Consider the following 22,047-nt stretch of genomic DNA (forward strand, 5'->3'; position numbering starts at 1 on the left):
ATCGGATAAGTGTCATTTTACCTTCCTGAGCTGTTATTCTTAATCTGTATCTTTAGTTTTATGTAACCAAATAATATTTCTAGCAAGGAACAGAAGTTTAATGAAAAGGATCATTAATGCGTTGCAAAACCTTGGCAAGTCTTTGTACGGCCCGGTGCTAATTCTCCCTATCGTCGGGCTATTTATTGCTTTTGGCAATGTATTGGGAAACGGTAACCTTGCAGAATATTTTCCATTTTTAAACCATTGGTTAGTTCAGCAATCTGGGAAATTGATCTCCCAATCTGCTGTTTCAATATTGAGCAATCTGGCGTTGATTTTTGCTGTTGGAATCCCTATCGGGCTGGCAAAACGCAATAAAGGTTATGCCGCATTGATCGGTCTGGTCACTTTCGTCATTTTTATCAATGCTATGCACGTTACTTTAACATTACAGGGAAAATTGGCGCCAGAAACGCAAATGCGCAATGTTGGCCAAGGCATGGTTCTGGGTGTGCAAGTGTTGGAAATGGGCGCTTTTGCCGGGATACTGATCGGTGCATTGGCTGGTTATTGCTATAACCGCTATTCGTCAAAACAGTTTAATGGTGTGATGGCAATTTATTCCGGGCACTGTTTTGTCGCCATTCTGATGATCCCTCTGGCCGTTATATCGGGTTACTTAATGAGTGATATTTGGCCCTACGCACAACGGGGCATCAGCGCCCTTGCTCACGGTATTCATGAATCTGGGCCATTTGGCGTCGCCATATACGGCTTTCTGGAACGCATTCTGATCCCATTAGGCTTACATCATCTGGTTTATACGCCCTTTTTGTATACCGAATTAGGAGGCGTTGCAGAGGTATGCGGCACTGTACATCAAGGAGCACGCAATATCTATTTCGCTGAAATGGCCTGCCCGACTGTACATCAACTCAGTAACAGTGTGGTATGGGATGCACGAGGGATCAGTAAGATGTTTGGCCTGACTGCCGCTGCGCTGGCGATGTATGTGACTGCCCGCCCAGAAAAGAAAAGTACAGCAAAAGCTGTTCTCATCCCTGCCGCTATGACCACTTTTTTGTTAGGCGTGACCGAACCTCTTGAATTTTCTTTCCTGTTTGTCGCTCCGCTACTGTTTGGCGTTCATGCCGTATTAACCGGTTTAGGTTTTATGCTGTTCTATCTACTCGGCGTACATGCTATCGGCGCTAACGGCATAATCGACTTCATACTATACAACTTACCGCTCGGCACCGAAAAATCTAACTGGCCAATGTATATCGCCGTAGGGCTAATCATGTCGGTGATTTATTTTTTCGCATTCCGTTTCCTGATTTTACATTACGACCTGAAAACCCCTGGACGAGAAAGTGACGATCAAGAAACACGCCTCTATAGCAAGAAAGAGTATCAAGTTGCCGATGATGACAAACCAGGACAACAAATCATCTGCGGATTAGGCGGTACAGCGAATATTGTCGCTATCGACAACTGCTACACCCGACTGCGCATAACGGTACATGACACCACGCTCATTGACGAAAACAGGCTTAAATCGACCGGCGCAAAAGGTGTCATCTGTCAGGGAAATAACGTTCAGGTAATTTACGGTCTGCACGTCAAAAAGATACGTGAAGCTGTAGAAGAAGCACTTTAACAGGAGCATAAATATGGCTAGCGCCCCTTTCGTTTTAACTATCGCCGGCGGCGGTAGTACCTATACGCCAGGTATCGTAAAAAGCCTGATGGTACGGCTAAACGACTTCCCACTAGCGGAAATTCGTTTGTATGACATCGATACTCACCGGCAAGACACCATTGCGCCGGTAGTGGAAAAAGTGATACGTGAGCATAGCCAGACGATTCGCTTTGTCGTAACAAACGAGGCAAAAACCGCTTTTAGCAGCACCCATTTTGTCTTTGCCCAAATACGCGTTGGTCAGTACAAAATGCGAGAACAGGACGAAAAGATCCCCTTACGTCACGGCGTAATTGGTCAGGAAACCTGTGGCCTTGGCGGATTGGCTTACGGCCTGCGTACTATCATGCCAATGGTGGAACTGATCGATTTGGTGGAGCGCTATGCAGATAACGCTTGGATCGTAAATTACTCTAACCCCGCCTCTATCGTTGCTGAAGGAATACGCCGTCTACGTCCACAAGCCAGAGTACTCAACATCTGTGATATGCCAGTGGCCGCTATGCGCAATATGGCAGCAATTTTAGGTGTAGATCGTCACGATATCACCGTCGATTACTTTGGTCTGAACCATTTCGGCTGGTTTACCAAAGTGTGGGTGAACGGAAAAGATCATTTGCCGGAATTACGTCGTCATATCGCCCAGCATGGCCTGCTGACTGCTGATGCAGCACAGACAGATCCACAACATGCAGATCCATCATGGGTTAAAACCTGGCGTAATATCAAGCCGATCATGGACCATTTTCCTGATTATGTGCCTAATCCCTATTTGCAATACTATCTGATGCCAAACCACATTGTTGAGCACCAAAATCCTGACTATACCCGTGCCAACGAAGTGATGGACGGTCGGGAAAAGAAGTTGTTTAAAGCAGCGGCTGAGTTTAAACGCACAGGCATTTTACCCAACGCTTTCCATGTCGGGGTGCACGGCGCTTTTATTGTTGACGTAGCATGTTCACTGGCTTTTGATTTGCGTCAGCGCCATTTGGTGATTACCGAGAATAGGGGCGCTATCGCTAACTTACCTTATGATGCAATGGTGGAAATACCCGCTTACATTACCGCTCAAGGTCCTGAGCCGGTACGTATAGGGAACGTACCACTGTTTCATCAGGCGCTGCTAGCGCAACAACTGGCTTCAGAACAGTTGTTAGTGGAAGCCGCATTAGAAGGTAGCTATGAGAAAGTGCTGCAAGCCTTCACACTGAATCGTACCGTACCTACTATGCAACAAGCCAAAGCGATTCTGGATGAAATGATCGAAGCTAACCAAGGTTATTGGCCTACACTTAACCAAGCCTGGCACCAAGGTGAAGCAATTTAACCAATATTTAACCTATAATCTGCCTTTTTTACATAAAAAAGAAGATTTTTATGCGAGCCGGCTCACTGTCCGGCAATCATTATCTTGTGGAGATTAAGAAAATTCACCACAATTCGATTATCGAACAGCCGAACATACATATCCTATGGATTTCAATATGCATCGCGACAGCGAGGGAGCGAATCCCCGGGAGCATAGATAACTATGTGACCGGGGTGAGTGAGTGCAGCCAACAAAGAGGCAACTTGAAAGATAACGGGTATATGATATGGCTGCCTGCTATCACTGGATAAATAATGGATAATAGATAATGGATAATCGGTTAGCCCCTTTGTTACAGCGCAGCGAAAAAATAACTCGCGCGGAATACCGCGTATTATCTTATTTAACCGCGCATCCATTGTTAATTGGGCAGATTACAGTACGTGAGCTGGCAAAAGCCACGTTCATTTCTCCCGCCACTATTATGCGTCTATGCCAGAAACTGGGGTTCAGTGGCTATAGTGAATTTATTTGGTACTGCAAACAACTGTTGTCCGGTGGAATGCCCATTTTCGGGAATACGCAACCCCATCATGATGAGATAATTCCTGATGCATTTGAACACTTCGTGGCTAATTACCGTAAAACTTTCACTTTGGTCACACCAGAAAGAATGTCGTGTTTTAGCACGCTGCTACGTGAGAAAGAGAGTTTTTTTCTCTATGGTGCTGGTTTTTCCGGGCTATTTGTCAATTATTTGACGCAAAAATTGCAAGTGCTAGGGAAAACGGCTTTTAGATCCGACCCAGGAGATAGCCGTAAGATCTTCCTAAGTAATGCGATGAAATATGAAGTTTTTATCGCTATCTCTCGCAGCGGTCAGACAGAACAGGTGTTGGATAAAGTACGCATTGCTCATAATATTGGTATGACAGTCATTGCATTCACCCGCTCATCTGCCAATCCATTGGCTTCACTGGCTGATGTGCACTTTGCACTATATGACGAGGCAATTTATTTCGATGCGGAAATCAACGAAATCACTTCATTCGAGTCTAATCTGATCATGCTCATTGATTTATTATTATTACAGGCAACGTCTTAATTCACAGAACAAAAACCATACAATATGATCTCGACAGCCAAGGAAAATAAAAATACAGGACGGGATGTTAACTATTAAATCAAACTGGCATGAAACGATTTAAATAATTTTAGTACTAAACAATACTGATGTTTATATATTCTCATATAGAGGTATTTTTACATAAAATAATAAACTATTTGATTAACGGATTTAGGTAAAAATCGATAAATTTTATCTTTATACGAATTAATTATTGCAATCTGTTATATAATCAGGTTATTTTAAATGGAATCAATAGAAAAACTCTTCAGATAATGATTAAAATACTCATTAAGGAGTTGTCATGTTAAATATAAAAAACAAACAAAATAATATCACTCCGCAATTAGTTTACCTGAGAGAAAAAAACTATAATCTTTGGGAAGCTAAACATTGCCAGCCAAAATCTATCTATGCCAATCTGTTTTTTTGCCAACAATTCAACTTATCTAAAAATTCTGATATTACTGAACTTCCAGCAAGTGAATTACCTGCACCGATTATAGAAGATAAGGATTCACAGCACTGTCTTGGTACTCTCTTTCATGTAAATAAAGCAAAAGTTTTTTCTCTAACCTGTCTGTTTTATGGAAAATTACTAGCATCCGTTATGTGCCAAACACCATATAAACTTTTTACTCAAGTTAAGCATGTTATTATTTTCCTATTTTTACAAAAATACACTATCCAAAAACTAGAGGGATATCGTTGTCTCAATGACTTTGAGCTCAACGCATCAGAGAAATTTTTGCAACAAGAAAGCATGATGTTTTCCTAAATCAAAATATTACATGAATATGACTAGAAAAAATTCCACTACTTCGCTACAAATAATCAATACCCTGGAAATAAGCAATGAACCTTGGGGAATAAAGGATAAATCGTCCTGCTTTCTCTATGGTAATGATGCATTAATTAAACTCCAAAATATGAATGCAAACTATGATTATGAAGGTAAATACGATAGTGATATCCCCTGGAAAGGTAATGAATTTGCCAAAGATTTTATTATACATGATTTGCAGGTCATAAAAAATAGAGAAAGTATTTTATCATTAGAGACACATGTATTTGGCCGAGATAAAGTTTCATCATCTTATTTCCAAGAGAAATTTCCATTCTATGATGATAACAATGAATGTATCGGTATTCTTTTCCATGCCTGGAAAGTTCAGGATAATTCATTGACTCGGCTATTTCATAGTAAACTGCCTGCTTCTATTAGGTTTCAATCACCAACTCATCTCCTTACTGAACAGGAATGGGAAATTGTTTTTCTTTTTCTACAAAAATATAATAGGACACAAATCTGTCAATTACTCAAAATCTCAGATAAAACCATAGAGGAATATATAAGAAAGATTTATAATAAACTGAAAGTTAACTCAGATTCACAACTGGAGGAATATTGCCGACTAAATAGTTTTGATCTCTATGCGCCAAAAAGGTTTTTATTGTCTTACTTATAAATATCGTCTATTTATTCAAATTTTTTATAAGGTAATAATGTTATAAAGGTCAAATATGAGTCAATCAGGATGTAAAAAAGTCCCTTTTATTACTCCTCAATTAACTAATATGTGGGATAAAAGCTCAGAACCGTGGTTTGTAAAAGATAAGGAGTTCCGCTTTATTTATGCAAATAAAATGTTTATTAAGGCTAATAAATTACCTGAAAATTTTGATATTATTGGGTATACTGATAAAGAGTTACCTTCACCCGTTAATCAATTTGCTCATCTTTTTGAGGAACATGATCACAAGGTATTGCAGGGTATGCAACGAATATCATCTCTTAGCACTTTCCCTCAAACCAAAAACGAGCAAACTACATCCTATTTCTGTGATAAATATCCATTAATGGATGAAAATAAACAGTGTATTGGCATAATTTCTCATGCCAGGGAAATACATAACTTTACCGTATCTCATTATATGGAGAACAATATTGCTATATCAATCCGATTTCAGCAACCTAACAATCTATTAAAAGAGAAAGAATGGATAATCATTTTTTTATTCTGCCGTGGCGTTAGCAATAAATATATCGCTGACGAAATGAAAATTTCATATCGCACTGTGGAAAAATATTTCGAAAGTATCTATGAGAAACTATCAGTTAACTCAGCCATTGAGCTAAGAACACTTTGCAAAGAGAATAATTATGATCTTTATATTCCCCCCAAATACCTTCAATCCATAGGCCATATTTTGCTATAAACAATAGATTTCATTGCTACATATTTCTCTCTGACCTGTTTAATTAACCTGAATTTTGCTTAAGTTCCCCTAACGGATATATGGATAACAATTTGACGAATTAAAATAAAGGGCTAAAAACGTGACTAAATAATCATTTTTTTGAAAATTTACTTTCTTATTTCTGTTGAAGACTTTATATAAAAAACGATGAAACCAAGAGATTTTTATGAGCATTGACCGATGCCTTACCACAGTCAAATGGTTTACATCAACATTTTGGCAAGAGACAGGGTGTTTTAACCCCCTGTTTCAATGCCAAATCCACAATCAACGAACAATAATACCTAACAGAATGCCCAATGCGCCAAAATCAGCATCACTGAATGTCGTGTTGGCAATACCAATATCCCCCAAAACAGGCAACAGGAACACGGGTAAAAAGGTGATCAGAAAGCCCTGAGCAAAAGCCCCAAGAATAGCGCCTCTACGCCCCCCTGTCGCATTACCAAAAACTCCAGCCGCTGCACCAACAAAGAAGTGTGGCACTACGCCGGGAATAATGACCGTCATACCTAGTGCATACAGTATAAACATACCGATAACACCAGCCACAAAACTGCTTAAGAACCCTACCAATACTGCATTAGGCGCGTAAGGGAAGACAACCGGGCAATCTAACGCTGGTTTAGCATTTGGTACCAGTTTGTCAGAAATTCCTTTAAACGCGGGAACGATTTCTGCAATGACCATTCTCACACCTTGCAGAATAATGTATACACCAGCGGCAAAAGTAATAGATTGCATTAGCGAGAACATAAATCCATTTTTCCCACCACTGACTTCTCTCACAAAATCACTACCAGCGAATAAGCAACTGATCATGAAAATAATCGCCATCGTAAAAGAGATGGCAACTGGTGTATCACGCAGAAACAGCAAGCTTTTCGGAACATTCATCTCTTCTGTTGAATACGCTTTATTTCCCAGTTTACTGCCAATAAAACCAGATAAAACATAGGAAAGCGTGGAAAAATGCCCAATGGCAACGTCATCAGAACCTGTTACTTTCTTCATATATGGATGGGCAATCGCCGGGAAGAAAACCATAGCAACACCAACAACCACAGAACCAATAGCCACTAGCATAGTGCCTTTGATCCCTGCTGTCGCCAGAATCACCGCAACCATCATGGACATAAATAATGTGTGATGCCCGGTCAGAAAGATAAATTTCCACGGGGTAAAACGTGCAATCAAAATATTGATCACCATAGCAAAGAACATGATCATTGCCATTTCTTTACCAAAACCTTTTTGCGCAATAGAAACAATGGCTTCGTTGTTTGGCATCACCCCCTGAATACCAAAAGCGTGTTGGAAAATCTCAGCAAAATCCCCCAGCGAAGAGACGACTAATCCAGCCCCCGCTCCCAAGATCACAAACCCCATAATGGTTTTTATAGTGCCTTTGATACATTCCGTCACCGGTTTCCTTTGCATGATCAAACCAATAAGCGCGATAAGACCAACCAAAATCGCAGGTTCTGATAGGACACTCATCAGAAAATGGAAAAATTCCATGACGTCCTCCCAGTTACAGTGCGCCAAGTTCTGCTAATGCCGCGGACAAACGTACTTTCATTGCCGATTTATCCACCATATTGTCCAGTGCAACAATTTTGCCATCGACGGCCTGAACAACTAGTTGTTCCGTAATATCTTTAGTACCGACAAAAATATCGCTTTGAGTTGCTTTTGCTGACCCTAGATCGACGTGATCAACACTGGCATCGATTCCCATCTCTTTCAGAATACTTTTGATACTCATTTCCATCATCAAACTGGTACCTAACCCATGCCCGCAAACGACGGTGATTTTCATACTGTTTCCCCATAGCAAAAAATAGCGACTTAATACTGGTTAACCACGGCAAGAATCTCTTCTTTACTTTTGGCACTCATCAACAATGCAACATCCTGTTGATTATCAAACAACTCAGCAAGCTGAGCGATCACCTCAATATGACTATGGCTGTCAGTTGCTGCTAGGACAATCAACAACTTGATCGGATCATTTTCCGCAGACCCAAACCCCACTCCATTACTAATCACGGTTAAGGCTAAAGCCAATTTATTGACCCCTTCCTCAGGTCTGGCATGTGGCATAGCGATTCCGGGACCGACAACATAATAGGGACCAATTGCCTCATGCGAACGATAAATAGCATCAATATAGCGAGAAGAAATGGCGCCATTTTCCACCAAAGGCTGACAAGCAACCGCGATTGCTTCGCGCCAATTTTCAATATCCGGTATCACTTGGATCACATCCTGGGTAAGTAACGTCTTTAGCATCAATCTCCCCCGACTAAAATCTCATTCCGCTCTACCTACTTTCTGCCCTCTGTCTTCTGTCTTCTGTCCTCTGCTAGTGATATTAGTCACAAATGATAGCGCTATCTATGATCGTAATTCATTATTGTGATAGCGCTATCATTTGTTATCTGATTAATTCACCAAAAAGCGAAAGTACATTCATGGTTTTTTCCCACGAATTGCCTGAGATCAGGTAGAATCCCATCGTCAAATTCATAGCAGTTAATTAAAAAAACAGAAAAATATTTTGATGAAAAAGACACGAAAACGCCGTAATACAGGGCGAGTAACATTACAAGATGTTGCTAAGTATGCCGGTGTCGGTTCAATGACAGTTTCACGCGCATTGAGAACACCAGAAATGGTATCGGATAAATTACGAGAAAAAATTGAACAAGCCATACAGGAATTGGGATATATCCCAAATGGCGCTGCCGGCGTACTCGCTTCAGGTCAAAGTAATATTATCGCGGTGCTTGTGCCCTCACTGACAGATAAAGCCAGCGCTACATTTATACAGTCACTGCAACAAGTGCTGAATAAACATGCTTTTCAAGTTTTGCTTGGATGTCATGAATATGACCATAATAAAGAAGCCGAAATTATCATGACACTACTGCAAAGCAATGCAGCAGCACTGGTGATTTTCAGTTCGCAATTGGCAGATAAAACCTACAGCAATATTTCTCATATCAATATTCCCATTATTAATGTTGCAGGCTCTCATCAACAACAGACGGCAATTAATATAGAAACCGATTTTTCCGCGGCCGCCTATACGTTAACTGAACATATGTTAAATAATGGCCGCAAGCATATCGGTTATATTGGCGCCCAAATGGACAGCCGTTTACGCAATCAGCAAATTAATGGCTGGCATAAAGCCATGCTGCATCACTATCAGAATGCTGACCAAAATATCACTACCTCGGATACGGCTAGCATGCAATTTGGTCGCCAGGCAGTTACTGAGATGTTATTACGTCAACCTGAACTGGAAGGTGTAATTTGCAGTCATGAAGTGATTGCCTTAGGTGTCATATTTGAATGTCAGCGACGTCTACTTAAAATACCTACTGATTTGGCTGTTGCTTGTCTGGAAGGTTCAGATAACTGTGACCATACACAACCAACACTGACATCAATTCGCATTGATTATCCCCAAATAGGCAGGGACACCGGAAAATTACTGATAAAACTGCTCAATCAACAAAGTGAAGATGAAGCAAAACATCAAAACAACCAATATCACCTATTTTCGTATAAGTTCGAGCCTAGGCAAAGTGCTTAACAAAATGATAACGCCATAATGAAACATCCATTGTGATTAAAGCCTGTAACCGTGGTAACTATTTTACCTGCTGGCATAGGTCATGCGAGGTGAAAGGAAAACCCGCGCAATCCTCGACCTTATTTACTATGTCAGCCACCGTCGTTTCAGCTAAAGCGTTTTCTAGCACACAGGTAACACGCGAAAATTCATCTTCTAATACTGGCGTGATATTGTGCCCAATATAACACTTGGGATTAGGTTTAGAACGGTGCAAGGTAAAGTACTGAGGATCTTCAACTGCGCGATAAATATCTAACAATGAGATTTGCTTCGACGGCCGGGCGAGTAACGCTCCACCGCCCTGCCCCATTTGCGAATAAGTCAGACCAGCCTCCGCAAGGGCGCCTAAGAGCCGACGAACAACAGTCGGGTTAGTATTCACACTTTTTGCGATATCCTCAGAACGCACGGCTTGTCCGTGGTGAAGCGCGATATCGGTGAGAATATGAATAGCAACAGCAAAACGGGTAGATGTTGGCACTGGAAGATCCTGTATATCTTAAGGATGTTACGAAAGAATAGCAAAATATGAACAAAAAAGCCGCATAGTATGTCACTAATTTCGTCACATAACAAGAAATGAAATTCAGAATGTTAACTTGTCTGATTAACATTCCTACTCCTCCCGTCTTGCCGCCGTATGCCATTGTTCGGCTCAGTTAATATTACCAGCATGATAACCGACGTTACCGAATAGAATAATCTGCATGAGCACGCTCAATTTGAAGCGTATCGGCAGTTTGTTGTAATTTAACTAACCGTCCATCCCGCACTGTCCATATATGAACGAAACGAGCAATGAACCGCTTACCACTCTTCACTCGTCCCAAATAATTCCCCAGAACAATGACATGATCATCTGATTCAAAATATTCAGAACTGTCCACAACAAAATCATCAATATCATTTAAAAATGGCACAAAGAAATTATTTAGTATATCTTCGATTCCTTCATAAATCCCACCATACCGAGATCCTTCGGTAATATCCCAAATAACATCACTTGCCATGATCTGGCGAAGAACATCAATATCACCCATAGAGTCATAAAAACGGCGAACAATAGATACATTTAATGAATCTGACATTATCATTCTCCTTCAAATTATCCTGCAATGAAATATGACCGGCTCTTATAAAATGAGCCGGCCGGATATCTTGGGACGTTCAACCAAAAAGCGCCATTAGCGCTTTAAATTAACATCCCAGGAAAACAATTCGAACATCTTTCATGTTAGGCTATCCATTGCGGGTAAGATATCCCCTTACCTAGGTAAGCGCTGGATAATCAGTATAGCCTATAGCGCCAGGAACCATAAAAGTTTCCGGTTGTTGTTCATTAAATGGCGCTTCAATTAAAAACCGGTGAGGTAAGTCTGGATTGGCGATGAATAATTGACCAAAAGCCACTGCATCAGCCCGGCCGTCAGCAAGAACTTGCTCGGCACTTTCTTTAGTAAGTTCCTCGTTAGCAATATAAGTTGACCCAAAAGCTTCTTTTATCACCTTACTTAAATCACCATCAACCACAGCATCACGTGAGAAGATAAAAGCAATACCTCGTTTACCAAGTTCACGTGCTACATATCCAAACGTCGCTACAGGATTAGAATCCGCCATAGAGTAGTAGCCGCCACGTGGGGATAAATGCATACCAACACGTGATGATCCCCAAACCGAAATACAAGCGTCTGTCACTTCCAGCAGTAATCGCGCCCGATTTTCGACTGAACCTCCGTACTGATCTGTGCGCAGATTAGCATTATCTTGCAAGAATTGATCGAGCAAATATCCATTGGCGCCATGTATTTCTACTCCATCAAACCCTGCCGTTTTCGCGTTTTCCGCTCCGCGCCTGAATGCTTCGACAATACCGGGAATTTCCTCAGACTCAAGCGCCCGCGGAATCACAAAAGGACGTTTTGGGCGTAATAAGCTAACATGACCATCAGCCGCAATTGCACTTGGCGCCACTGGCCGTTCTCCATTAAGGAAAATAGGGTCCGATATCCGCCCCACATGCCAAAGCTGTATAAAAATACGCCCACCGGCAGCATGCACGGCATCCGTGACCAACCGCCAACCAGCAACTTGTTCATCCGACCAAATACCCGGCGTATTCTCGTAGCCAACTCCCTGTGGGGTTACGGAAGTCGCTTCACTGATAATCAAACCCGCGGAAGTGCGCTGAACATAGTATTCCGCCATCAGCGCATTAGGGACACGCCCTTCTCCTTCTGCACGGTTGCGTGTCAAAGGAGCCATAATGATGCGATTTGGCAAGTCGAGATCACCAATGCGAATTGGGTCAAAAAGTGTAGGCATATTTTTTCTCTCATATAGATTAATAAATGCACTTCGTTGCAAATCATCAATAGATGCATAGCTAGGTCATACCAGAAACAAACAGCGTTAATTAGGGAGTGTGAACTTTTTCTCTTGATTCTGTTTCTCTTGATTCTGTTCCCGAGTCTTTAGTAGCAGGCTGCTTCTCTGACGTGAATTAATGTAACTTACACAGTTACATAATACAACAGAATAAAAATGTCAGATATTAAAATATTTGCAAGATAATAATATTATGACACAACAATGACTTTGCTTGAGCATAATATAAGCCGCTTATAGCCTTTGATTTGAGTTAATAAATGAGTGGCATAAAAAAGGCCACGCAATACGCAGCCTTGAAACGCTCTTTAATAGATAGAGCCTCTATCCAATGAGTTTTAAATCCGCTTTTCTGTGTCGCTTTTGTTCCTGATAAAAATTTTCATGAGAGCCAAAATTCAGCAGATATAACTCTATTTTCTCTTCAACCCAATAATAACCAAGCAATGTTAACTGGTTAGCCTTAGAGAAACGTCTTATTTCATACACGTCAATCTTTGGATCTTTTTGTCCTTCTGACATAACGAGATACCTTACCATTATTGACTTCGCTTTTTGCCAGCAAAGAATCAAGGATAAAAGAGTACGGCAAATCAGAGTTATTCTCCGCAATGCGACCAATTTTAGCCCAATGCTCAATTTGCTTAGGTACACTTCTGCTTGAAGCTTCTGCATGAATTTTTACATCATTCACGAAATCATCATCCAAACTTATACTGATAGCCATAGTTTAATTTGCCCCTCTGAGATTTTGTACTACATGCGATATAAAACGCATTTGTATGAAATGCAACATTTTATCGCACTATGCAATCATTGATTTCGATATGTCTATTCCCATGATAAACATCCTTTAATGAATAGACGCAATAACCTAATTTGAAAATACGTGATCCCAGTTTTATCTTTTTTAGCCTCCCCCTATCAAAAATTAGTTATGATTATAAATGGTTTGTCTGATGCTGGCAGGCTGTTGGTTGATATGTAAAAAAATTGTTGCCGGAGGATACATATATGAATTTATTGGATGGTTTACAAAAAAAACTGGACGGTTACTTTCATAAAACAAGTGAAATCAACTATGTAAAAATATTTGATACTCCTAAAATATGGGGATTTCCTTTTGGAAAAGAGATAATGCCACAGGCTATTAAAAGGGAAGCAGAATTTGAGGATGCTATTGTAAGTATTCTGGAAAAAATGCGTTATCGCTGTGATATTTCCTCCTTAAATGCCCCGGATGCAGAGTGGAGAAAAGTTATCCTATCAGCTATTGATCGCGCATTTACCAAAAAAATAAACAGGAAGGATAGAACTCAAATAAGGTTCTTATTCGCTCAAACACCGACATCTTTGTTAAACGGTGTGAATTCATACTTCGAAGGCACCCCTGAATATCTGGCATTGAAAAGTGATATTATTCAATTAATTCAGGAAAGGAGAAAGCATTGGGAGTGTATACCTGAAATATGGATTGGTCGGTTTTTCAGAATAGTAGATGGGCTTAAAGTATCATTACAGAAGAAGGTGCTGCCAGAGGAAATGTTTCCAGAAGATGACACCAGAATGACATGGAATCATACAAAAATTATCGCAGTTGATGGAATTGAGTCATTTGTCGGGGGCCATAATTTAAATATGGATCTCTTTAAAAATTACCCTCCAGTTCATGATGTCTCTGTTAAAGTTATAGGAACGGCATCATTAAGCTCACAATTATTTTTAAATAACATGTGGGAGTCTGATACAGACCTTCTAACTAAAGAATTCTTTGATATAGATGAAAATAAATGGGTTAATGCAAATGGTATTGTGGGAAAGCCAAAAGATCCATTAAAAAAAGAGCACATTACTAAATATATAGACAGAAAAAAAAGAAGAATGCCTAAAAAATCCACCTAAGGACCCAGAATATAAGAAAGCAAGCAGGATATTATCCGTAGGTAAATATTGGTCTGGGCCTGATATGCGAACAGATTATAAAAAAGGCTCTGAAATAATGAAAGAGTTTATAATAAAGAATGCAAAGAAAAAAATTCGCATGTCCCAACAGGATCTTGTCAGTGCATGGAAAAAACAGTGGCGAGATCATCATGTGTGCCGATGGTTGATCGAAGCATTACTTGCCAACCCCGAGCTGGAAGTTCAAGTTGTTGTATCGCCACTTGATGCAGCCGCAGGTGCCGCTGGTGATCAATATTCTTTTGGTTCTGGAGCCAAAAGAACGTTTGAAATATTTAAATACTATTTAACACATGATGAGCACACCGATGAGAAGCTGGAAGATCCGGATGGAATCAGGCTAGCCGCACTGAAAAGAATAGAGATTGCCCCTTTTTTCTTTACAGACAAAGTACCTGAAGAACTTTCGATTGAAGGTACTACATACAAATGGCCAACCCCGGATGAAAATTCTTATACTGCTACGCTAAAAGAACCGCCTCTTGCTGAAAGACCTCCACAGGTAGGTTCTATAGGACGCCCATTCCGGTCCTTAATTAAAGCAAGTGGTCCGGTATATCCCAAAGTTGCCCCTGCTCCTGGGAATCATGCAAAAGTAACAATAATTGACGATGAACTCTACGTGGTTGGTTCTGATAATCTCTACCCGGGATATCTTTCAGAGTTCAACTATCTTATTGAGGGAAAAGATGCGGTAAAAACTTTCATCGAATCCTACTGGGAACCATTGTGGAAATATTCAAGAACACATTCATTTAATTACAAAAATGTTTGATGTAAGCAACCAGTGTACTGATATTCCCGCCAACTACTGGCGGGAATATAACTTGAAAAACATTAAGAAGATGACTTTTCAACGTAGGAAACCAAATCAATGCGTTTTTCAGTAATAACCTGGAGGCTAGCAGGACATTGGACCTGAGAAACCAGATGCCGATAACCGGATCGCCACGCCAATTAGATTTTGGCTGTCGCTAAATACTTTGTCATTTCATCATCGGGCACCATACCGCCGCCTGTTGCCCAAACCAGATGTGTAGCCTGCCTCATCTGTTCTACTGAAAGGTTTTTGTTATTCAGATAATCACGGTTTCCACTCACACGAGCGGGACCCGCCATACCAGCTAATGCCGACGGCTCCAACCGGATACCCTCATCACGATTCAGTAACCCCAACAGATTATACATTTCCTGATCTTGAATAGTATAAAATCCATCCAGCAAACGTTCCATCGCACGCCCAACAAAGCCAGAAGCCCTGCCTACCGCAAGACCATCAGCAGCAGTGATATTGTCGATACCGATGTCCTGTACACAAATATTGTCATGCAAACCAGTATATACCCCCAATAACATACTGGGAGAATGGGTAGGTTCAGCAAAAATACAGTGCACATGATCACCAAAAGCCAATTTCAGTCCAAATGCAACACCACCGGGACCACCACCAACGCCGCACGGCAAATAAACGAATAATGGATGATCTTCATCAACCACAATATTCATCTGCTCAAACTGCGCCTTTACCCGTCCACCTACGACAGAATATCCCAGAAACAACGTTTGGGAGTTTTCGTCGTCGATAAAGAAACAGTTCGGATCAGATTCGGCTTCTTTACGCCCTCTGGCTACGGCTACCCCATAATCTAGTTCATGTTCTACGACATTGACCCCATGCGAACGTAGCTTTTGCTTCTTCCATTCACGAGCATCGGCAGACATATGCACACTGACATTAAAACCCAGTTTCGCACTGACAATACCAATGGACAGCCCCAAATTGCCGGTAGAACCTACAGCAATGCTGTATTGATTAAAGAACCATTTAAATTCTTCCGAGAATAGTTTGCTGTAATCATCGTTTTTAGAAAGCAACCCCGCCTGTAATGCCAATTTTTCCGCGTGAACTAACACTTCATAAATTCCACCACGGGCTTTAATCGAACCTGAAATTGGCAAATGGCTGTCTTTTTTAAGCAAAATTCTTCCCGTGATACCCACACCATAATATTGTTCCAGTGTTTTCTGCATCGTAGGAATAGCCACTATTTCTGATTCAATAATGCCATGTGTGACGGCTGTTTCCGGGAAAGCTTTACATAAATAAGGCGCAAAACGATCCAGGCGTGCTTTAGCATCCCTGACATCATCAGCGTCCAAACCGACAAAAGGCAATCCCTCTTTAAAGGTGGTGTTACAAGGGTTAAACCAAAAGATTTCCTCTAATTCCATTAAATTTTTTACTAACGGATATTCATTTAGTAATTGCTGAATTTCAGTACTTTTCATGTATGTATTAACCCAAGATAAGTGTTTCCCTGGTATATAAAACAACTCTTACTTGCTTGATTATTAGAATTTTTATTATATTCAATATGTTATGTTTACTACAACTTCCTACAATATATCAGCACATCATACTTTGTTTATTTTTTATCTTCCCCTTATTTTAATTACTACGTTAATGTTCATTTTGTTTATTATTTTAGCTATAAAAGCTGCCTGTTTTACAGGCTTCCCTGGTATTGACACTTCGCACGTCTTATTCTTATTTTTCAAGTTGAGCTGTTACTTCTTTCCATTACACAATAGTAGAAAGAAGAAACGTCCCAACCAACGCAACTACAGACGCAATAAACGTTGCAGTTGTGTAGTACTTAAAAGTTTCACAGAGCGTTGCTCCGCAATATTGCTTAACCAACCAAAACAGTGAATCAGTCACAATAGTACAGCCGATAGCACCAGAACCAATTGCCAATGTAATGATTTCAGGACTAATATCTGGATATAACGGCAACATAGGCGAAACAATCGCTGTTGCGCCCATCATTGCGACTGTTGCTGAACCAACCGCCGCATGCAAAATAATAGCAACCAACCAAGACAAAAGAATTGGGTGCATATCCAGACTCGACAAAATAACGGCCAACGTATCACTAAGGCCGCTTACTTTTAAAACACTATTAAATGCTCCGCCCGCGCCGATAATTAATAAGATATTGGCGATAGAGGAGAAACAATCTTCTGTTTTCGTCAACAGTGTACTCATTCCCATATTTTGCTTGATGCCCAAGGTGTAATAGGCAACAAAGGCGGCAATGAACATAGCTGTAATAGGATTACCAATAAATTCCAGCACCGCATAAAACATGGTGCCTTTTTCTATATTTAATTCAGCAATCGTTTTAATCAACATCAACCCAATTGGCAATAACACCGTACACAATGTCATGCCTAAAGAGGGTAAATTCTCTTCTTTACGAACTGCAATTTCAGAAAATTCAGCCGGAACCGATTTAAAAGGCAGACGGCTACCGAGAAGCTTCTGAAATAATGGACCACCTACCAAAGCTGCAAATAGACCAACTACCAACCCATAAACAATCACCGAACCAACATCCGCGCCCAGTTTATTCGTCACAAATAATGCAGCCGGGTGTGGAGGAACAATACAGTGAACCGCCATCAACGCTGTACATAATGGAATCGCTAATTTCAGCAGTGACGTATTGGTTTTCCTGGCAATAGAAAATGCCAGTGGAATTAACAATACCACCCCTACTTCGACAAACAGCGTAATACCACAAACCAAACCAATTAGCACCATAATGATGTCAGGTGACAACCATCGGCATTTTTGCAATGTGATACCAATACGCTCTGCCGCGCCGGATATCTCCATCATCTTACCAAGAATGGTTCCCAGACCAATCACTACGGCCAAAAAACCTAACGTATCCCCAACTCCCCCTTGAATGGCGCTCACCATTTCAACAGGGTTCATTCCCATTAAAACACCGACATAAAAACTGGCTAACAATAGCGCGAGAAAAGGGTGAATTTTTAATTTAATTATCGTGAATACGATTAACACAATACTTGTAAGTAACGTACCAATCACCCAAGGTTGTGAATCCACTTAATCATTCCCCACAGTCAGCCTCTGTTCGTCATACGAATTTTCATTATTGAATATGAATATTCAATTTTTGACAAATGATTAATACATAGCCATGCATGAATCAGATTGAGCCAATTCAGTGATACTGATCAAAATTTTCACTTTATTTGCGATTTAAATCACTAAAACTATCTGAAACACACCGCCTTAATGATACGGTTGCATTATCCGTCGTCGATGAACTAGAAACACGATAAATATGTACACAGATGATAATTTCATGGTTGTAAATAAGTTACTCAATGGAAGCCAGTTATCAAAGCTGCATACATTTGAGATAGCCGCTCGCCACTGCTCCTTTGTTCTGGCCGCTGACGAATTAGCTATCAGTGCCAGTGCGGTCAGCCATCGAATCAGTTCTCTGGAACAAGAGTTGGGATTCAAACTCTTCCAACGTTTTCACAGAAAAATTGAATTAACTTGTGAAGGAAAGCGTTTATTTTGGACAATAAAATCGACGCTGGAACATCTCAATCAGGAAATTCTGGAAATAAAAAATCAGGAGTTATCGGGTAATCTGACTATTTACTCCCGCCCGACCTTTACTCAATGCTGGTTAGTACCTAGATTGGCTGATTTTAATCAGCTATATCCATCCATCAACCTGAACATTTTAGTCGGTAACGAAAATGTGAATTTCCGCGGTTATGGTATCGATCTTGCGATTTATTTTGACGATATTATGTCCAACGAGTTATCACATCAATATCTGATGAGCGAATATATTACCCCGGTCTGTAGCCCACAATACGCCGAAAAACATAACCTAATGGGAAATATTGACAATCTACAATACTGCACGCTATTACACGATAAACAAGCATGGAGCTATGACTCCGATACCAAAGAGTGGAATACATGGGCAGAACACTTTAACGTTACATTGGACCCATCACACAAGTGTATTGTCTTTGATCGCTCCGATTTAGCTGCTGTTGCCGCAATACACCATGCGGGTGTTGCAATGGGCAGAAAAAATATGATTTGGGAAAAAATTGAAAACAATGAATTAGTCGCCCCCTTTCCTAACACTGAAGTATTATGTAAACAATATTACTATACCTGTACCCTGCCTCAACAACAGAATGAGAAAGTCAACGCCTTTGTCCAATGGTTAAAATCAACTATAGACGAATAAAAATATAGCCAACCATTAACGGATATAACAAACCTGCCTTGTTTTAAGTGGTGATTGAGCTTTAAGTGGCGATAGTGAGTCGCCACAGAAATTTAACATCGGATTCTATCCTATCATTAGTAGCAGTTATTTCATTTAGCGCTGCTGCTAAAAGTCAAGTCGATGTCTCAAAGATCTTTAAAAAGATTAAAATCATTGAATAATTTCATGACTACAAAGTAAATATTGTTGATAATTTCCCAGACTGAAAGTCAAAATTGTCAATAATTCCTCTAACTCGCCTGAAAAATGGAAATTTATTAATTCATCTCCTGATGACAAAATTCAGTCTTCTACAAAATTCCAGTCTTATTAAGTTAATCTTAACCCCTTGGTAATGAATAAATATTGCAGCAGTAGAGATAATTCTATCGACCACAATAACCATTTATTATTGCCACATTTTTACTGGAATTTCTTTATCACTATTTCTATCCTTAAAAAACCAGCAATAATGTAATGATTTGAAAATAACATCTAAATTTAATCAAAAAATATATACTGATGATGTAAGTTATGATATTTATCACAACTGCTAGTAAGCAAATCGTTTAAATGAGTTATAAAGTCGTTTATTTTAGAAGTATATAGAGTGTAATGAAATGCAAAAATTGTTATTAAGCTGTGGAGTTATCTTTTCTGTATCTGTGATAACTTTACCTGTCCAAGCTGAACAGAATACAGCTTCTATCGGATACGCCTACGTGAAACCACAAGATGTAAGTGCACTAAATGGTGCAACATTGAGTTACCGATATGAGCTTGATGATCAATGGGGGCTATTATCATCATTTACCTTTGCTAAAGGAGATGAAAAAGAAACAGAATATTACACAAGGGAGGACTTAAAGTACTATTCTTTAATGATTGGCCCAACCTATAGAATTAATGACTACATTAGTTTATATGGGCAACTCGGACTATCCAGAATAAATGATAAATCTACTGCCCACTATAGTGGTGGAGAAATCGAAAAGGAATCAACAAGCAAAAACGCTTTAGGTTGGGGAACGGGTTTTATTATTAATCCAACAACCAACACTTCAATTACCGCTGGTTATGAAGGTAGCCGCTTTAGTATTAAAGACGGAAACGAGAAAGATCATTTATCTACTAACGGTTTTAATATAACTGTCGGCTATCGTTTCTAACTTAATCAATGATCAATGTATCATCACCAAGGTTTAATATTGTATTTACAACCTTGGTGATTTTAAAAAATATTGAATAGAAATAATTACTTATAATAAAAAACCGGTAAAAACCTAGAATTAAAGATAATTGGACTAATTCCGCTATTACGAACTACAAACAATTAAGAAATAAAACCAATAAGGACTTTAGAGAAAAACAAACAATAACTTATAGGTGTTTTTTCACTAGTCATTTTAATCAAGTTAAAATGCATTATCAGAAAAAATGATAGAAAGAAATTGAAAGGATGAAAGAAAAATAATTTCCAAACGTTGAATATATATGATTCAAATATATTTTTATTTACAATACTTCTGATTTTTTATTTCCATCAACAATATAAAAACAGTTAATCTTCTGATCTAATAAAAACATATCATTATTCTTCATCTGAACTAGACTATGGTTGATACAAATGATGAGTCATCATCTGTACAATAATTTAATATATTTATTATAAATCAACATTATTTAAGGAATATATATGAGCCAGAAAAATGATTTTAAGGCGTTTTCTATTGATAATAATGCTAATGTAGTTAGCCAAGAAAGATATGAAGAAAACCTGAGTTTGAATACTGGATTTCAACCAGATAATGTTCCCACTCACTTGTTAAATAAAGTATTACGCCAATCATCGTCGATATCATCTGTGGTGGCTAATTTTATCGCAACACAATCTAACAATGATATTCTGGATGATGGAAATATAACTAAACTTACTACACAATTACATAAAGCGTTAGAACAAAAAATCACAACAGCAACACCAAATGCCTCATTAACCCAAAAAGGCGTTGTCCAGCTTACAAATGTTGTAGGTAATGATGATACATTGGCTGTTACGCAAAAGCTTGCTCAGAATATAATAAATTCATTGAATGAAAATATTAATGGTAAAGTACCTAATACTCGTAAAGTCAATGGGAAGACGTTATCCAGTGATATCAATCTAACTGCCGGGGATATAGGAAGTTACGATAAATCTGAATCAGACGGGAAATATCAACCACGTGGTAATTATGGCAGTAAAAACACTGCTTCTTTAAGAACTACAAATGGTTGGTGGAAGTGTGGTGATACTGGATTAATTTATCAATGGGGACAATCTCCTGAGGAAATTGATGAAACATCTAATATTTATTATTTCCCTATTGCATTTCCCTCTACTTGTGCTATCGGAGTAGCAACACCTGATTATCATAAAACAGAAAGCGGTGTCATTTCCGCATATTTTAAAATTATGGACAATGCAAGATTTAAATTGACTCTTGATCAAGCTTCAAATGATCAACCAGCTAAAGTTTTTTGGTTTGCTATTGGGTGGTAAGG

The 22,047-nt window shown here is 39.5% G+C and carries 22 protein-coding genes; 12 read left to right on the top strand and 10 right to left on the bottom strand.

Annotated features, from left to right (window positions below; all coding sequences use genetic code 11):
• Positions 1-100 precede the first annotated feature (100 nt).
• From C6H66_RS12040 to C6H66_RS12070, 6 genes are all read left to right on the top strand, one after another.
• A complete protein-coding gene (locus C6H66_RS12040) occupies positions 101-1,642 on the top strand; it encodes a PTS transporter subunit EIIC (RefSeq protein ID WP_105395717.1) in 1,542 nt (513 codons plus the stop codon).
• Positions 1,643-1,655: 13 nt separating this feature from the next.
• Complete coding sequence (locus tag C6H66_RS12045; RefSeq protein WP_105395718.1) at positions 1,656-3,014, top strand: 6-phospho-alpha-glucosidase; 1,359 nt, start codon at positions 1,656-1,658, stop codon at positions 3,012-3,014.
• Positions 3,015-3,324: 310 nt separating this feature from the next.
• A complete protein-coding gene (locus C6H66_RS12055) occupies positions 3,325-4,101 on the top strand; it encodes a MurR/RpiR family transcriptional regulator (protein WP_040149528.1) in 777 nt (258 codons plus the stop codon).
• Between the two features lie 325 nt (positions 4,102-4,426).
• Complete coding sequence (locus C6H66_RS12060) at positions 4,427-4,900, top strand: hypothetical protein (protein ID WP_105395720.1); 474 nt, start codon at positions 4,427-4,429, stop codon at positions 4,898-4,900.
• A 19-nt stretch (positions 4,901-4,919) separates the two neighbouring features.
• Complete coding sequence (locus C6H66_RS12065) at positions 4,920-5,591, top strand: helix-turn-helix transcriptional regulator (RefSeq protein WP_105395781.1); 672 nt, start codon at positions 4,920-4,922, stop codon at positions 5,589-5,591.
• Positions 5,592-5,646: 55 nt separating this feature from the next.
• Positions 5,647-6,342, top strand: coding sequence for a helix-turn-helix transcriptional regulator (locus C6H66_RS12070; RefSeq protein ID WP_046394695.1), 696 nt, complete (start codon positions 5,647-5,649; stop codon positions 6,340-6,342).
• Positions 6,343-6,651: 309 nt separating this feature from the next.
• Here C6H66_RS12070 and ulaA read toward each other — a convergent pair whose 3' ends face one another.
• Genes ulaA through C6H66_RS12085 form a run of 3 tightly spaced genes read right to left on the bottom strand, consistent with a single transcriptional unit; the run spans position 6,652 to position 8,679 of the window.
• Positions 6,652-7,905 carry a PTS ascorbate transporter subunit IIC gene (ulaA, locus tag C6H66_RS12075; RefSeq protein ID WP_105395721.1) on the bottom strand — a complete coding sequence of 418 codons (1,254 nt, stop codon included), beginning with the start codon at positions 7,903-7,905 and terminating at the stop codon, positions 6,652-6,654.
• A gap of 13 nt (positions 7,906-7,918) precedes the next feature.
• Entirely contained in the window at positions 7,919-8,206 is a 288-nt protein-coding gene (locus C6H66_RS12080) for a PTS sugar transporter subunit IIB (RefSeq protein ID WP_036807598.1), read from the bottom strand.
• 29 nt (positions 8,207-8,235) lie between these two features.
• A complete protein-coding gene (locus C6H66_RS12085) occupies positions 8,236-8,679 on the bottom strand; it encodes a PTS sugar transporter subunit IIA (RefSeq protein WP_105395722.1) in 444 nt (147 codons plus the stop codon).
• A gap of 271 nt (positions 8,680-8,950) precedes the next feature.
• On the opposite strand from C6H66_RS12085, the gene C6H66_RS12090 reads away from it, so the two are divergent.
• Positions 8,951-9,991, top strand: a complete 1,041-nt coding sequence (locus C6H66_RS12090) for a LacI family DNA-binding transcriptional regulator (protein ID WP_046394692.1) — start codon at positions 8,951-8,953, stop codon at positions 9,989-9,991.
• A gap of 58 nt (positions 9,992-10,049) precedes the next feature.
• On the opposite strand, the gene C6H66_RS12095 is transcribed toward C6H66_RS12090, so the two are convergent.
• The 5 genes from C6H66_RS12095 to C6H66_RS12115 form a co-directional block, all read right to left on the bottom strand.
• Positions 10,050-10,514, bottom strand: a complete 465-nt coding sequence (locus C6H66_RS12095; RefSeq protein WP_105395723.1) for an Rrf2 family transcriptional regulator — start codon at positions 10,512-10,514, stop codon at positions 10,050-10,052.
• A gap of 205 nt (positions 10,515-10,719) precedes the next feature.
• A complete protein-coding gene (locus C6H66_RS12100) occupies positions 10,720-11,121 on the bottom strand; it encodes a nuclear transport factor 2 family protein (protein ID WP_046394690.1) in 402 nt (133 codons plus the stop codon).
• Between the two features lie 181 nt (positions 11,122-11,302).
• The gene (locus C6H66_RS12105; RefSeq protein WP_105395724.1) at positions 11,303-12,358 is read right to left on the bottom strand and encodes an alkene reductase; all 1,056 of its coding nucleotides are present in this window, start codon (positions 12,356-12,358) and stop codon (positions 11,303-11,305) included.
• Between the two features lie 387 nt (positions 12,359-12,745).
• On the bottom strand, positions 12,746-12,943 hold the full coding sequence (locus tag C6H66_RS12110) for a type II toxin-antitoxin system RelE/ParE family toxin (protein WP_105395725.1): 198 nt from the start codon (positions 12,941-12,943) through the stop codon (positions 12,746-12,748).
• Complete coding sequence (locus C6H66_RS12115) at positions 12,912-13,148, bottom strand: TA system antitoxin ParD family protein (protein ID WP_036807581.1); 237 nt, start codon at positions 13,146-13,148, stop codon at positions 12,912-12,914. Before C6H66_RS12115 ends, C6H66_RS12110 begins: the two co-directional genes overlap by 32 nt.
• A 287-nt stretch (positions 13,149-13,435) precedes the next feature.
• On the opposite strand from C6H66_RS12115, the gene C6H66_RS26790 reads away from it, so the two are divergent.
• On the top strand, positions 13,436-14,323 hold the full coding sequence (locus tag C6H66_RS26790; RefSeq protein WP_248000664.1) for a phospholipase D-like domain-containing protein: 888 nt from the start codon (positions 13,436-13,438) through the stop codon (positions 14,321-14,323).
• A gap of 64 nt (positions 14,324-14,387) precedes the next feature.
• Positions 14,388-15,158 carry a phospholipase D-like domain-containing protein gene (locus C6H66_RS26795; protein ID WP_248000665.1) on the top strand — a complete coding sequence of 257 codons (771 nt, stop codon included), beginning with the start codon at positions 14,388-14,390 and terminating at the stop codon, positions 15,156-15,158.
• A gap of 182 nt (positions 15,159-15,340) precedes the next feature.
• On the opposite strand, the gene dsdA is transcribed toward C6H66_RS26795, so the two are convergent.
• Both dsdA and dsdX read right to left on the bottom strand, forming a co-directional pair.
• Positions 15,341-16,672, bottom strand: a complete 1,332-nt coding sequence (dsdA, locus tag C6H66_RS12125) for a D-serine ammonia-lyase (RefSeq protein WP_105395726.1) — start codon at positions 16,670-16,672, stop codon at positions 15,341-15,343.
• 292 nt (positions 16,673-16,964) lie between these two features.
• On the bottom strand, positions 16,965-18,302 hold the full coding sequence (gene dsdX / locus C6H66_RS12130) for a D-serine transporter DsdX (RefSeq protein WP_105395727.1): 1,338 nt from the start codon (positions 18,300-18,302) through the stop codon (positions 16,965-16,967).
• Between the two features lie 241 nt (positions 18,303-18,543).
• Between dsdX and dsdC the strand changes: the two genes are divergently transcribed.
• The 3 genes from dsdC (at position 18,544) to C6H66_RS25650 (ending at position 22,045) form a co-directional block, all read left to right on the top strand.
• Positions 18,544-19,482, top strand: a complete 939-nt coding sequence (gene dsdC / locus C6H66_RS12135) for a DNA-binding transcriptional regulator DsdC (RefSeq protein WP_046394683.1) — start codon at positions 18,544-18,546, stop codon at positions 19,480-19,482.
• A gap of 641 nt (positions 19,483-20,123) precedes the next feature.
• Entirely contained in the window at positions 20,124-20,672 is a 549-nt protein-coding gene (locus tag C6H66_RS12140; RefSeq protein WP_105395728.1) for an Ail/Lom family outer membrane beta-barrel protein, read from the top strand.
• A gap of 527 nt (positions 20,673-21,199) precedes the next feature.
• The gene (locus C6H66_RS25650) at positions 21,200-22,045 is read left to right on the top strand and encodes a gp53-like domain-containing protein (protein WP_046394681.1); all 846 of its coding nucleotides are present in this window, start codon (positions 21,200-21,202) and stop codon (positions 22,043-22,045) included.
• Positions 22,046-22,047 lie beyond the last annotated feature (2 nt).

The sequence above is a fragment of the Photorhabdus hindustanensis genome, from assembly GCF_002968995.1.
In the GTDB taxonomy this organism is placed as follows: domain Bacteria; phylum Pseudomonadota; class Gammaproteobacteria; order Enterobacterales; family Enterobacteriaceae; genus Photorhabdus; species Photorhabdus akhurstii.

Excerpts from the sequence above, each read along its gene's own strand:
- C6H66_RS12065 (WP_105395781.1), top strand. The coding sequence starts at position 4,920 with ATGACTAGAAAAAATTCCACTACTTCGCTACAAATAATCAATACCCTG.
- C6H66_RS12055 (WP_040149528.1), top strand. The coding sequence starts at position 3,325 with ATGGATAATCGGTTAGCCCCTTTGTTACAGCGCAGCGAAAAAATAACT.
- C6H66_RS12080 (WP_036807598.1), bottom strand. The coding sequence starts at position 8,206 with ATGAAAATCACCGTCGTTTGCGGGCATGGGTTAGGTACCAGTTTGATG.
- C6H66_RS12045 (WP_105395718.1), top strand. The coding sequence starts at position 1,656 with ATGGCTAGCGCCCCTTTCGTTTTAACTATCGCCGGCGGCGGTAGTACC.
- C6H66_RS12105 (WP_105395724.1), bottom strand. The coding sequence starts at position 12,358 with ATGCCTACACTTTTTGACCCAATTCGCATTGGTGATCTCGACTTGCCA.
- C6H66_RS25650 (WP_046394681.1), top strand. The coding sequence starts at position 21,200 with ATGAGCCAGAAAAATGATTTTAAGGCGTTTTCTATTGATAATAATGCT.
- C6H66_RS12085 (WP_105395722.1), bottom strand. The coding sequence starts at position 8,679 with ATGCTAAAGACGTTACTTACCCAGGATGTGATCCAAGTGATACCGGAT.
- C6H66_RS26795 (WP_248000665.1), top strand. The coding sequence starts at position 14,388 with ATGCGAACAGATTATAAAAAAGGCTCTGAAATAATGAAAGAGTTTATA.
- C6H66_RS12040 (WP_105395717.1), top strand. The coding sequence starts at position 101 with ATGAAAAGGATCATTAATGCGTTGCAAAACCTTGGCAAGTCTTTGTAC.
- C6H66_RS12115 (WP_036807581.1), bottom strand. The coding sequence starts at position 13,148 with ATGGCTATCAGTATAAGTTTGGATGATGATTTCGTGAATGATGTAAAA.
- C6H66_RS12060 (WP_105395720.1), top strand. The coding sequence starts at position 4,427 with ATGTTAAATATAAAAAACAAACAAAATAATATCACTCCGCAATTAGTT.
- dsdC (WP_046394683.1), top strand. The coding sequence starts at position 18,544 with ATGTACACAGATGATAATTTCATGGTTGTAAATAAGTTACTCAATGGA.
- dsdA (WP_105395726.1), bottom strand. The coding sequence starts at position 16,672 with ATGAAAAGTACTGAAATTCAGCAATTACTAAATGAATATCCGTTAGTA.
- C6H66_RS12100 (WP_046394690.1), bottom strand. The coding sequence starts at position 11,121 with ATGTCAGATTCATTAAATGTATCTATTGTTCGCCGTTTTTATGACTCT.
- ulaA (WP_105395721.1), bottom strand. The coding sequence starts at position 7,905 with ATGGAATTTTTCCATTTTCTGATGAGTGTCCTATCAGAACCTGCGATT.
- C6H66_RS26790 (WP_248000664.1), top strand. The coding sequence starts at position 13,436 with ATGAATTTATTGGATGGTTTACAAAAAAAACTGGACGGTTACTTTCAT.
- C6H66_RS12140 (WP_105395728.1), top strand. The coding sequence starts at position 20,124 with ATGCAAAAATTGTTATTAAGCTGTGGAGTTATCTTTTCTGTATCTGTG.
- C6H66_RS12110 (WP_105395725.1), bottom strand. The coding sequence starts at position 12,943 with ATGTCAGAAGGACAAAAAGATCCAAAGATTGACGTGTATGAAATAAGA.
- C6H66_RS12090 (WP_046394692.1), top strand. The coding sequence starts at position 8,951 with ATGAAAAAGACACGAAAACGCCGTAATACAGGGCGAGTAACATTACAA.
- C6H66_RS12070 (WP_046394695.1), top strand. The coding sequence starts at position 5,647 with ATGAGTCAATCAGGATGTAAAAAAGTCCCTTTTATTACTCCTCAATTA.